Origin of the sequence: Pedobacter sp. ASV12, from assembly GCF_016429155.1 — a bacterium.
Classification (GTDB): domain Bacteria; phylum Bacteroidota; class Bacteroidia; order Sphingobacteriales; family Sphingobacteriaceae; genus Pedobacter.
Window position 1 is genome coordinate 19,390 of the sequence record NZ_JAELUC010000044.1, and the last position, 12,351, is coordinate 31,740.

Below are 12,351 nucleotides of genomic sequence, written 5' to 3' on the forward strand. Positions count from 1 at the left end.
TTTTAAAACTTCACGTTAACACCCATGTTCATTACTCGTTGCAACGGATATTGATTGGTTAAACCCTCAGGGTCCAAATAGTCAAGTGGCGTTGCGGTCAACAGGTTTTGTCCGTTTACAAAGAACCGTACATTGCTCAATTTTAGTTTTGTTGACCATTTGAGCGGCAAGGTATAGCCGATTTCCGCATTTTTTAATCGAACATAGCTGGCCGAGCGGTACCAGAAAGACGAAGTAGCCTGATTATGCGCCGCGTTGGCGATAGACAGCCTAGGGAAGGTTGCCGTAGCAGCTGTTTGCGGTGTCCATCTTTCCAGGTCGATTGGCCAGGCCTGCCCCTTGCCATTGTTGGTAAAGGCAAAAGTGCGGTTGCCTCCAATGTTTGCATAGCGGTTGGCATTGCCTTCAACCAGAACAGACAGGTCTAAACCTTTCCATGAGAAACCAAAGGAAACACCGTAGATCAAAATAGGCTTGTTTGGCGTAATTGGCGCCACATCTAAATAGTTGATCACGCCATCGCCATTAAGGTCGGCATACTTGATGTCGCCGCCTTTGGCCACATAGCCCTCTGTACTTGGCGAGGCCGCCGCTTCGGCATCAGATGAGAATAATCCCTGGGCAATATAGCCAAAGGCCTGTCCTACCTGTTGGCCGGTTCTGTTCATGTAGCTGTAAGGCTGATTAACCTCATCAAAGTAAAGCGACTTGCTTCGTCTTGCCGTAAAGTTTCCTGAAACAAAATAGTTGAAATCTCCGCTTTTTCCGTTATAAGTAAGCTCAAACTCTGTACCTGTATAGCGCTCGCGTCCAATGTTTTCGTTTGGATACGCCGTGCCTAACAAGCCCGTGTTTTTGCCTCTAACCTGAGCAAGATCAAAAAAGCGGTTGTTGTAGTAATCTACGCTTAATGTAAACTTGTCATGGAACAAGCCCAAGTCCATGCCTACATTAATTTTATCGGCTTTTTCCCAAGTAATATCGGGATTAGCCAAAGCGCCCATGGTTACTCCCGAAACACTGGTAGCTCCACTGCCGATGACATAGCTGTTTCCACCTCCGTAGTATTGCCCATAGGCAAAATAACCGACATTAATATTGCCATTACGGCCATAAGTTGTTCTTAATTTCAAGTTGCTCAGCCAGTTTTTTGTTCCCGCCATAAAAGGCTCGTCAGAAATAACCCAACCCAAGCCTATGGAAGGAAAAAATCCCCATCTCTTGCCTGGCGCATAACCGTTAAAGCCACTATAGCTTAAGGCAACCTCGGCCAAATAACGGTTTTTATAGGCGTAGCTGGCCTGTGTACCCACTACGTTATAAATAGCGGGAAGGTTTGCATAAGCGCTTACCACGTTTTGCGTATTGCCAATCAGCAATACATCCAACGAATGGTCGGTTGCCCAATCCTTGCTGTAACCGGCGCGCACATCAAGGTAAACGTTTCTGGAAATGCTTTGGCTGATGCCACTAGGGTTGCCCAATTGGCCATTGGCGCTGTATTGCTGGTAAGTAACCGCACTGGTGCTGCTGTTCACCAATCGTTGAAAAGAAGCATAGGTTTTGTTCCTGTTGGTTACTTCAGATAAGCTTGTATTGTAGGTTCCGGCCACACGTACCCATAAACCCGGCAATACGGCATCTAAAGTCTTCTTAAGTGCCACATCAAAAGACAAATCCCTGTTGTAGCGTTGGGTATAACCCGATCTGGTAGAAAGTCCCCAGATATTGCTTTGATAATCGGATGAAGTACCCAAACTATCGCCCCTCACAAAAACCGGATAGGCATTGTTTGGCGTGCTGTACAAGGCATTGAAAATGTTATCTGACGATGTACCTGGTTCGTTGCCACCCTGTATCCTGCCGTAAACGCCTACGTTTAGCGACAAAGTTTTGGTTAAACTTGCTTCAATATTTGAACGGATAGAAACACGATTGAAGTTGGTATTGGTATTATATGGATTCTTGTCATCGGTTTTGAATAAGCCATCGTTAGAGAGCAAGTCGACCGAAGTGAAGTATTTTGCAGTTTTAGAGGCACCAGAGGCGTACAGGTTGTACCTCGAGTACCACGATTTAGGCTCTAGTATGGTATTGAACCAATCTACGTTAGGGTGTCCTAGCGGATCAGTGCCATTTTGATAGGCCTGTATATCGGCATCGCTGTATACACGCGAACCTCCGTCGTTTACCATGGCCTCGTTAAAAAGCGTTGCCCATTGCGCGGCGCCTAACGGACGCTGAATCTGTAAAGGTTTTTGTACTCCGGTTTGTGCTTTTAACGAAATTTGGAGCCTTCCGGGCTGGCCACTTCTGGTTTTGATAGAAACCACACCATTCGAACCGCGCTGGCCTAACAAAGCCGTAGACAAACCGTCTTTCAATACGGTTATCGATTCGATTTCTTCAGGCGCCATAGAAAGGTAATCGCGAAAAACGCCATCCACCATAATGCCTGGCGTTTGCCCTCTCAGTGTCAACGAAGCCCCGTCGAATATCGGATTGCCACTTCCATTGTTTACCTTGAGGCCTGCCAAACGACCGGCAATGGCATTGCGCACATTGTTTACAGGCGCCTTAACCAGGTCTTCGTTCCCCACTTCGGCAACCGACTGGAGCAACCTGCTTTTCGACACTTTTTGGTACAACAGGTTAACGGTTTTGCCTGCAATTTGTTCAAGCTTAATTTCTTTGAGGTTTTCTTTAGATGCCGATACGGTTTTGACCTGATAGCCGTCGAGCGAAAAACGAACGGCAGCACCCAAGGTAGTGCTCAGTTGAAAATGACCTAAACGATCAGTCGTAAAATCGGTTCCATCAACCGTAATGGTTACGCCTTCTAAGGCTTGTCCGCTTTGGTCGGACACAATACCTTCAAACTGGACAGACTGCCCGTAACTTGTTGCCGGAAGGTTAAACAGCAACAGTAAGATTGCATAAAATAGATAGATGTTTCTCATACTCTAGGTTAAGTTTATTGGTTAGAAGCTTAATAGCATGGTTCCACCTGCCTTTAGGTGGCGCTTGTTGTGGATTGGTTTCTTGCTCGCTCTCCTTTCTTTTCTATGAAAACAGTAAATAGTTTTTAAAGCATCCCGGTAAATCCGATTGCCACATTATCCAAAACTATAGGTTCATTGAAATTCGATAGGGTGAAAATCCTATCTAAATGGGGTAAAAATTCTATTCACTAATAATTTAATAGTCTCGTGAATCACTTTAACAAAAATTGTAACTTAGTTTTTATCTACCTTAATCGGTGTGTATCTACCCAAGATGATGACTAAGCGCTCGATACTTTTTTTTGTACTACTACTGTATTCGCCGGCACTCTTTGCCCAGAACAATATTGCCTTTAAACAGCTGAATCTGGAAAGCGGACTTTCGCAAAGTTCTGTCCTTTCTATTGGCCAAGATGGCAAGGGATTTTTGTGGTTCGGAACCAGGTTTGGCCTTAATAAATATGATTCAAGAACCATCAAGACCTACATTAACGAAAAAGACAAACCTGGCAGCTTAAGTTCATCCTATTTTCTGGCGTCTATTCTCACCACAAAAAGCGGCAACATTTGGGTAGGCAGTTCTCGTGGCGTAAGCATCTACAACGAACAAGGCGATGACTTTGAATGGATTTTGCATGATCCGAAAAACCAGGCTAGTTTAAGCAGCGACAAAGTGAACTGCCTGTTTCAGGACAGCAAAAAGCGCATTTGGATCGGCGCATCAGATGGGTTAAATCTTTTGGATTCGGAAAAAGACCGTTCCTTCAAAAGATTCTTAACCAACCCAGCCCTTAAGGTTTGGGCCATAGCCGAAGACCATTGGGGAAGGATTTGGGTAGGAACAAATTCTGGCCTCCTGTGTATCACCATTAACAACAACAAAGCCACATTTAAGCAATATCCTGATTTCAACGGCAAAATGAACCAGGCGGTCGACAACAGGGTAACTACTTTGGTGGAAGACCGCGAGAACAACCTTTGGATAGGCACCAAGCAAACAGGATTGAGCAAACTAAACCTGCTTTCCGAAAAATTCACCACGCTCTCCTATTCCGATAAAAACCAGGTGGGCATTGTAAGCAACAACATCAGAAAAATCATTATCGATGCCCAGGGCAAGCTTTGGATAGGCACCCTGCACGGCATCAACGTATACGATCCTGCAACGCAAAAATTGGCCATCTTACAAAATATGCCTGGCGATATGGCCAGCCTGAGCCAAAACTCTGTTTACGACATATTTCAAGACAAACAGGGCATTATTTGGATAGGCACTTATTTTGGAGGTGTAAACATGGTTTACCCTAACCATACGCCATTCAGGATTTACAGCAGCAAACCCAACAACAAAGGCCTAAGCGGCAGGGTAATCAGTGCCATTACCGAAGACAGCCAAAATAACCTATGGATTGGAACCGAAGGCGAAGGCGTCAATTATTTCGACCGGCAAACCAACACTTATCGCCATTATCTCTTTAGCCCCAACAACCCCAACAGCGTTGGTTCAAATTTAATAAAAGCCATTTTAAAGGATAAGAAAGGCCGTATATGGGTGGGCACACATTTAGGCGGGCTTAACCTGTTCAACCCTGCCAGCGAAAGCTTTACGAGGTATAAAAGCAAAAAAGGCGACAGCACGTCGATTAGCTCAGATGAAATTACCTCTTTATTTGAAGACAGCAAAGGAAGGTTTTGGGTAGGCACCAACGGCGGGCTAAACATTTTTGACCCTGCAACAGGCAAATTTGGGCGTAACCAAGTAAATGGAAACACAGATCCCATTGCGTTCATCTATGAAGATTCGCGCAATTCTATTTGGCTGGCCACCACTAACGATCTGTATCAGTTAACCCGCAACAGTCGGGCTTTTATACCCAAAAAGATAAATAACCAAGAGGTTTTTGCCGGTAGTGGCGCCAGTTGTATTTTGGAAGACAGGAAGGGCAACTTTTGGATAGGAACAATCCGCAACGGTATTTATAAAGTCGATGCCAAAGGCAATAGTTACCTTCATTTTAGTCAGACTGGAGGCTTGCCGAGCAACAATATCGTTGGCCTGTTAGAAGATGACCAGGATAACCTGTGGATCAGCACGGATAATGGCTTGGCCAAGTATAACCCAAAAGAAAACTCATTTAGGATCTATAATGTCAAAGACGGTCTTCCATCAAACGAATTCAACTACCATTCTTCGTTAAAAGATAGCAGGGGAGAATTTTATTTTGGTACCCTCAGCGGTTTAATCAGCTTTTTTCCCGGCCAGATCAAGGAAAACAAAGCTGCGCCCAAAGTAATTTTCACGGGACTCAAATTGTTCAATAAGCCGGTTGAAATAGATTCCGAAAACAAACTGTTGCCCCAAAACATCAGCATAGCACCATCGATTACCTTCGAATCGAGGCAAAATGTATTCTCCATCGACTTTGCCATCCTCAATTTCATCAAGCCTGAAAAAAACCGATACGCCTATAAGCTCGAAGGCTTTGAAAAAAACTGGAACTATGTAGAAACGCCTACCGCTACCTATACCAACCTCTCGCCGGGCAATTATGTGCTGTTGGCCAAAGGATGCAACAACGACGGAATTTGGAGTACGGAGGTGTCGAGGCTGCTTATCGAAGTGCGCCCGCCATTTTACAAAACCTGGTGGGCCTATTTGTTTTACCTGATTGTCATCTGTGCAGTTGTTTTTATTGTATTAAGATACCTTTTCATTAGAGCCCTCTTGGCAAAGGAAAAAGAAACCGGCCAGTCGAGGCTTAATTTCTTCACCAATATCTCGCACGAAATCAGAACCCCGCTTACGCTCATCCTCGGCCCCTTAGACAAGCTGCTCAACGAAACCCAAAGCGATTACGGATTGAACAAACAGCTGCTCGTGGTCAAAAACAATACAGATAGGCTGATGCGTTTGGTAACCGAACTATTGGATTTCAGGAAGGCAGAAGCTGGCAAAATGAGGCTTCATGTCGGCCCCGAAAACATGGTAAGCTTTTGCAACGAAATTTATCTGGCTTTCAAGAATATGGCCGAGAGCAGGAACATTGACTATATTTTTAAATGCCAAGAGACCGAAATAAGCATTTACTTTGATAAGGCACAGATAGAAAAGGTGCTCTTCAACCTCCTCTCCAATGCCTTTAAATTTACAAAGGATGGAGGTAAAATTGTACTCGAAATCGTTAACGAGCCAAATAAGGTCAATATTTCGGTAACCGATACCGGCAAAGGCATATCGGCAACAGACCAGGCGAATATTTTTACCAATTTTTACCAGGCCGACGAACCAAATAACATCGGAACCGGCATTGGATTGGCCTTTTCAAAAAGCATAGTTGAGCTTCACCATGGCCAAATCAAAGTGCTAAGCCTTGAGCAGGCTGGCGGCGGCAAAAAAACCTGCTTCGGTTTTTACCTGCTCAAGGGAACAGCGCATTTTAACGCGGCCGAACTCTTGCAGCATCAGGCAACTCCAGAAAACGAAACCTATTATCCACAACAAGAAGCCCATTTGCACGCTACAGAGGTAGCTTCGAAAAAAGGCAAGAAGCTGCTCATTGCCGACGACAATATGGAAATCAGGAAGTTTATTATTCACCTCTTTCAGCAAGACTATCAGATTCTCGAGGCTTCTTCTGGTTTGGAAGCCTGGCAAATCTGCAGCCAGAAACTACCCGATCTTGTCATCAGCGACGTAATGATGCCCGGCATGGATGGATTTGAACTTTGCCACAAGCTTAAAACCGACGACCGGACCAGCCACATCCCCGTTATATTGCTTACGGCCAGGGCAGCTTATATCCACCAAATAAACGGTCTCGAAACCGGTGCAGATGCCTATATCACCAAACCGTTTGATGTAAACCTGCTCCGGCTCAATGTGAGGAACCTGATTGCTTCGAGAACATTGCTTCAGAAAAAATATGCGCAACTGCTCTCCCTCAGTCCGCAAATACCCGAACCTATCGGACTAGACCAGGTTTTCTTGAAGAAACTGATCCATATCTTGGAAGAAAATATCGGAGACAGCGATTTTTCTATTCCCAAACTCAGTGCCATTATAGGTATCAGTCAGGCGGTACTTTACAAGAAAATACGCGCGGTAACCGGAGTTTCCGTAAACGAATTCATAAAAGCGATGCGTTTAAAGCGGGCAGCCCAACTTTTAAAACAGGGAGAGCTCAATATTAAGGAAATTGCCTATGCCGTGGGTTTTAGCGACAGGAAATATTTCAGCAACGAGTTTAAAAGGGAGTTCGGAAAAACACCAACCGAATTTATCCAAGAGACAGACGATAGCGAACCCGGACCTAGCCACGAAGCTTAGTTTCAATAAACTGCCTCATTTTAAAATAAAAAGGCGCCTATAAAAGCGTTGTTGTTTTATTTTAAATTTTCACATACCGATTGGTATGTAATTGCTATCTTTATTGCCGAAGCCTTATGCTTAATGGCAAAAACATGAACACCAGCGAATTTATATTGGCAAAAGTTGCCCCCATTTTTAACAAGCAGGGCTATATAGGCACCAGTTTGGCCGATATTACCCAGGCAACTGGATTGACCAAAGGTGCTATTTACTGCAATTTTGCCAATAAGGAAGAACTGGCCCAAAAGGCTTTCGAATTGAATGTAAGAACGGCTATTTATCCACTTTTTAGGCTAATTGGCGCTACACAGGGCGCCATTCATCAACTGTATGCCATTACGGCTTATCAGCGTGGCTATTATAAACTGGTTAAGGATATGGGCGGCTGCCCGATGTTGCGAGTTGGTGTCGACACCAAATATATCAATCCGCTCCTATTTAAACATGCCGAAAATCTCTCGAAAAGGATGCTGGATGGCCTTATGTCGATTATGGAAGAAGGAAAACGAAGCCGGGAACTGAAACAGGATGTCAACACCGTGGACTATGCCAAGGTTATCCTGTCCATGATTGAAGGTAGCTCGCTCCTCGCCTTTACCCATAACGACGAAAGCTATATCGACAAGGCTATGGATTTTATTGACCACGAAATAATTGACAGAATAAAGGACTAAAATTTTTTAACCCCGCACATACCGATTGGTATGTAGCTTAAAACCTCCAACATGGAAAAGATATTAAAAACCCAAAGAAAAATCAGGTTTCAAGACTGCGACCCTTTCAACCACTTGAACAATTCGAAATACCTCGATTATTTTATCAATGCCCGCGAAGATCAGATAGCCGAAAGCTATGGACTTGATGTGTTTAAATTCTTAAAGAGCAGCGGGGTAAGCTGGGTTGTCCTTTCTAATCAAATCAGCTACATCAAGCCAGCGTTTACGATGGAAACTGTAGTCATCGAATCGCAACTGATCCAGTACACCGATAAGATTTTATTGGTGGAGCTGAAAATGTGGAACGAGGACGAAACCGAACTCAAGGCCCTGCTTTGGACAAAATTTATTCATTTTAACATACAAACCCAAAAAATAGCCAATCATGCCCCCGACTTGATGGAACTGTTCGAAAGGGTGTTGATGCCTTTACAGGAAAGTACTTTCGACGAGCGGTCTTTGGCCATCCTAAAAAAAACAAGAAACCTCGCCTAAAGCCAAATAGGTCAGTTTTTAAGCCAACGGCAAGGTATGCCGTATTGCTTATTACAGATGTAAGTCCAGACGCTGGTGTCAACTGCCAAGGGTTTGATGTAGTACATGCCAAGCTAACCAAAAACAAAAATGCGGGCAGTAAAAAGCCTTAATGTCCTGCAAACATTTCGAGCATGTTTTTCAAGCCATCGGCTGTATGCATCAATTCGGTTTGATCTAAGGTGTCTCTGGCTGTTGCACTTGCCCTTTGGCGCATTTCTTTTTCGTAATGCGCAATAGCTTCGGCTGCGCTTGGGTATTTGGCCAAACACTCGCTCAGCTTCAAAGCATCCAGCATGGCCATGTTTACCCCTTCGCCTGCAAATGGAGGCATTACATGGGCCGCGTCGCCAAGCATGGTTAAATTGGGCAAAGCTTCCCAGGTTTGATCCAAGGGCATACAGTATTGTGGTCTGGCTATAAAAGGCAGGCTGGCCTTGTCAAACAGCGCCAACCAAGCTTCGCTCCAACCTTCAAAAGTGCTTTTAAACCAATGCAATACTTGGGTTTTATCCGAAAAATCTATTTCCTTGCACCAATGCTCGTCGGTTTTGCAACCTGTATAAAACACGAGGCTGCCATCGCCTTTTGAACTAACGATTAAAGTTTTGCCTCCTTCGAGTGCAAAAACCTTTCCACCGTTGAGTAATTGATGCAGACTGGGCACTTGGATGGCCGAATGATACACTACTCCTTCTACCATGGTAACTCCAGAGTAAAATGCTTTAATTGGCGTAATGAACGGCCTGATTTTAGAGTGGGCACCGTCGGCCGCAATTACAAGATCGGCAATAGCCGATGTGCCATTCATGAATGTGATGGCCCAGCCGTTTCCATTCGGTACGAGCGATTTAAAATGGCTATCCCAAACCACGGTTTCGGGTTGCAGTGAATCCAACAGGATTTTTCGCAGCGGGCCACGATCAATTTCTGGTCGGGTTTCTTCTCTTTCATCTGTTGCATCGTCGTGCAATATCGTGCCTTTATGATCTACAATGCGCATCTTGCCAGCCCCTGGCCTGTAATTGTCCTTAAAGGCATCCATCAGTCCTGCTTCTGCCAATGCTTTTAATCCCGATTCTTCGTGCAGATCTAAGGTGGCACCTTGTACACGTACCTCTTTATTGGCGTCTCTTTCGTATACTTTTACTTTGGCGCCCTGTATTTGCAATAATCGGGCTAAGGTTAAACCACCTGGTCCGCCGCCAATAATGGCTATATTTTTTGGTGTCTCTAACATTGTCATTGAAATTAGTTAGGCAAAACTATTTCTTTGGCAAGGTAGAAAATTGAATAAATCGGTCGTTTTTATTTTTGTTGAGTGCCTTAGGTGCCACGCCGGCATATTTTTTTACGGTTCGTATAAAATGCGCCTGATCGGCAAAGTTCAGCTCGGGGAAAAACTTTCCGGCTTTGATCTGGGCAAAAGAAGCCCTAAACCTTAAAATATTGCAATAGGCTTTTAGGGAAAGTCCGAACCATTGGTTAAAATAACGATTAATCTGCCTACTGGTCCAATGCACTTTGCTGGCCATTTCATTAACGGGCAAATCGCCATTATTGTCGTAAATCAGGTTAAACAAGGCCAGTTTCCTCGGATCGGGTTCTTGGTTAAGCAGCGTCTTTATTTTTTGGGAAACCTTATTGCAACAGGCGTCAAAGTTGTCAATATCGGCGACTTCCATCTCCCAAAAATCGTTGGGCAAGCGCATGCCCCCATTGAGCAAGGGGGCTACAGATTGCTTGAGCACGTATTCGGCACCCAGTAATTTAAAACTTACGGCAAAAGTGAGGGTTCGAGGCGCGATTATCGTACTTGACATGCTGTTTTCCAACCCCAAGAGTACCACATGGAAAGGTTCTGTAGCGGTTTTGGAAAAGAAAAGGTCAATTCTGCCGTCAGGCAAAATGCTTATTGTTTTTTCCTCGTCCGTAATATTGGCCAACAGCCAAAAACTTTCTATCCAATGCGCCAGCGAAGCATCGGGCTTTTTAGATTGGTATGTAATTCCAGTTATCAAATGGGGGCTGATTGCAACCACATGGGTTTGTGCTTCAGTATTTCGCGCTGTGTTTTGCAATGCTCGTCGTGTGCGCCGGGCAGGTAGCCGATGCTCATCAAAAATTCGTTCACAATTTCACCGCCGGTAAACTTAAAGGTCTTTTTAAATAGTTTTACCCACTCCTCTTTGCTTTTAGGGTGGTGATGTTCGATCCATTTTTCGAAAGAACCAAATTCCTGCTGCAGGCCCAGTATGGTTTTGGCATTCTCGATGGCCGCATTAACCTTGAGCCGATTGCGTATAATTGCCGGATCGGCCAACAGCCTTTCGCGATCTGCGGCTGTATAAGCTGCTACTTTTTTGATGTCGAAATTGCTGTATGCCTTCTTAAAACCTTCTTCTTTTTTTAGGATGGTTTCCCAGCTCAGGCCTGCCTGGTTGATTTCGAGCACCAAACGGCCAAACAGCTCGTTGTCGTTGTGTATGGGAAAACCATAGTGGTTATCGTGGTAGTTTTTGTGGAGCGCCTTTCTCTCGGCGGTCATGGTTTCTATGGCTGTGCAATACGACATATTTTTGGATCAAGTGGTTGTGATAACCAAAAATAAGAAAAACGAAAGGCTATTTATACACTATTGGCACAAAAAGAAAAGCCTCCAAGTAAGTTGGAGGCTTCGGTATTGATCAAAAGAATCTACAGCATCATGCCGCCCGACACTTCGATACGCTGGCCATTAATCCATCGGCCTGCCTGCTTATCGTCTTGAGGCAGCCAATGATATGGAATTTTAGGCGTAGCAAACAATAGCGCATTTTGCTCAATATCGATAACCTTATCGGCATACTCGGCCCTATTGCGGCCATTGATCAAACTGATCTTGTAATAAGCCCTTCTGTTGTAAGGCATAAAGGCCTTTTCTTGGCGCTTCTTAAAAAGCTCGTTGGTATCAAATACATTGAAATGCCCGATCTCCTTGTTAATGCCCTCGGGCAGCAAGGCCATCAAATCGTTATTGGCGCCACGGCCAATCTGCTGGTAAAAATCTTCCAATGAATCCATCTTGCTCCTATTTGTAAAAATCAAATTTAAGCAAAGCAATACATATTAAGTATTTTCAGGTGTGATATTACAACGCCATAATAACAAAAACCCTACAGTTGTTTCTTTTGAAATACGCCCTCTACCCTTTCCTTATAGCTTGAGCTGATGGGAATAAACGATTGGTCTTGCAACAAAAGACTATCGTTTCTGAGGAATTTGATTTGTTTTACAGCCACCATGTAAGATTTGTGCGTGCGTACAAAAAATGCTTCAGGCAAAAGCTCTTCTAATTTGGCCATGGTTATCAATGCCGTAAACTGTTCTGTTGGTGTTACAATTTTCATGTAATCTTTGCTGGCCTTGATGTAAACAATAGCCGAGAGCTCGATCCGGCAGCTGCCTCTGTTTTTTTCCCTCACTACAAGCCAAGGTCCTTCTGTATTGGTGGCTATTTCCGTAGGTCTTAACAAAGCTTGCACTTTCTGGATAGCCTGCTGAAACCTGGCTGTCTCTTATACACATCTGACGCTGCCGACGAACCACGACAAAAAAAAAGGTGTTGGGGGGGGGGGGGGGGGGGGGGGGGGGGGGGGGGGGGGGGGGGGGGGGGGGGGGGGGGGGGGGGGGGGGGGGGGGGGGGGGGGGGGGGGGGGGGGGGGGGGGGGGGGGGGGGGGGGGGGGGGGG

General features: G+C 44.9%; 10 protein-coding genes. 4 read left to right on the forward strand and 6 right to left on the reverse strand.

Annotated features, from left to right (window positions below; translation table 11 throughout):
- Positions 1 to 2: 2 nt before the first annotated feature.
- On the reverse strand, positions 3 to 2,960 hold the full coding sequence (locus JHD69_RS11795) for a SusC/RagA family TonB-linked outer membrane protein (protein ID WP_199140541.1): 2,958 nt from the start codon (positions 2,958 to 2,960) through the stop codon (positions 3 to 5).
- Positions 2,961 to 3,279: 319 nt separating this feature from the next.
- Here JHD69_RS11795 and JHD69_RS11800 point away from each other — a divergent pair, with 319 nt between their 5' ends.
- The 3 genes from JHD69_RS11800 (at position 3,280) to JHD69_RS11810 (ending at position 8,582) form a co-directional block, all read left to right on the forward strand.
- Positions 3,280 to 7,329 (forward strand): hybrid sensor histidine kinase/response regulator transcription factor, encoded by a 4,050-nt coding sequence (locus tag JHD69_RS11800; RefSeq protein WP_199140542.1) that lies wholly within the window; start codon positions 3,280 to 3,282, stop codon positions 7,327 to 7,329.
- 134 nt (positions 7,330 to 7,463) lie between these two features.
- Entirely contained in the window at positions 7,464 to 8,045 is a 582-nt protein-coding gene (locus JHD69_RS11805; RefSeq protein WP_199140543.1) for a TetR/AcrR family transcriptional regulator, read from the forward strand.
- 51 nt (positions 8,046 to 8,096) lie between these two features.
- The gene (locus tag JHD69_RS11810; protein ID WP_199140544.1) at positions 8,097 to 8,582 is read left to right on the forward strand and encodes an acyl-CoA thioesterase; all 486 of its coding nucleotides are present in this window, start codon (positions 8,097 to 8,099) and stop codon (positions 8,580 to 8,582) included.
- A gap of 148 nt (positions 8,583 to 8,730) precedes the next feature.
- Here JHD69_RS11810 and JHD69_RS11815 read toward each other — a convergent pair whose 3' ends face one another.
- The 5 genes from JHD69_RS11815 to JHD69_RS11835 all read right to left on the reverse strand — a co-directional run bounded on the left by JHD69_RS11815 (position 8,731) and on the right by JHD69_RS11835 (position 12,136).
- Positions 8,731 to 9,861 (reverse strand): FAD-dependent oxidoreductase, encoded by a 1,131-nt coding sequence (locus tag JHD69_RS11815; RefSeq protein WP_199140545.1) that lies wholly within the window; start codon positions 9,859 to 9,861, stop codon positions 8,731 to 8,733.
- Between the two features lie 25 nt (positions 9,862 to 9,886).
- Positions 9,887 to 10,642: a helix-turn-helix domain-containing protein gene (locus JHD69_RS11820; protein ID WP_199140546.1), complete on the reverse strand. Its 756-nt coding sequence runs from the start codon at positions 10,640 to 10,642 to the stop codon at positions 9,887 to 9,889.
- Positions 10,639 to 11,196, reverse strand: a complete 558-nt coding sequence (locus tag JHD69_RS11825) for a DNA-3-methyladenine glycosylase I (RefSeq protein ID WP_199140547.1) — start codon at positions 11,194 to 11,196, stop codon at positions 10,639 to 10,641. Before JHD69_RS11825 ends, JHD69_RS11820 begins: the two co-directional genes overlap by 4 nt.
- Positions 11,197 to 11,318: 122 nt before the next feature.
- Positions 11,319 to 11,684, reverse strand: coding sequence for a hypothetical protein (locus JHD69_RS11830; RefSeq protein ID WP_199140548.1), 366 nt, complete (start codon positions 11,682 to 11,684; stop codon positions 11,319 to 11,321).
- Positions 11,685 to 11,776: 92 nt separating this feature from the next.
- Positions 11,777 to 12,136, reverse strand: coding sequence for a LytR/AlgR family response regulator transcription factor (locus JHD69_RS11835; RefSeq protein WP_199140549.1), 360 nt, complete (start codon positions 12,134 to 12,136; stop codon positions 11,777 to 11,779).
- A 3-nt stretch (positions 12,137 to 12,139) separates the two neighbouring features.
- Here JHD69_RS11835 and JHD69_RS11840 point away from each other — a divergent pair.
- Positions 12,140 to 12,351 (forward strand): hypothetical protein (locus JHD69_RS11840; RefSeq protein ID WP_199140550.1); only part of this gene is annotated, 212 nt, incomplete at its 3' end.

Excerpts from the sequence above, each read along its gene's own strand:
- JHD69_RS11810 (WP_199140544.1), top strand. The coding sequence starts at position 8,097 with ATGGAAAAGATATTAAAAACCCAAAGAAAAATCAGGTTTCAAGACTGC.
- JHD69_RS11800 (WP_199140542.1), top strand. The coding sequence starts at position 3,280 with ATGACTAAGCGCTCGATACTTTTTTTTGTACTACTACTGTATTCGCCG.
- JHD69_RS11825 (WP_199140547.1), bottom strand. The coding sequence starts at position 11,196 with ATGTCGTATTGCACAGCCATAGAAACCATGACCGCCGAGAGAAAGGCG.
- JHD69_RS11815 (WP_199140545.1), bottom strand. The coding sequence starts at position 9,861 with ATGTTAGAGACACCAAAAAATATAGCCATTATTGGCGGCGGACCAGGT.
- JHD69_RS11830 (WP_199140548.1), bottom strand. The coding sequence starts at position 11,684 with ATGGATTCATTGGAAGATTTTTACCAGCAGATTGGCCGTGGCGCCAAT.
- JHD69_RS11805 (WP_199140543.1), top strand. The coding sequence starts at position 7,464 with ATGAACACCAGCGAATTTATATTGGCAAAAGTTGCCCCCATTTTTAAC.
- JHD69_RS11795 (WP_199140541.1), bottom strand. The coding sequence starts at position 2,960 with ATGAGAAACATCTATCTATTTTATGCAATCTTACTGTTGCTGTTTAAC.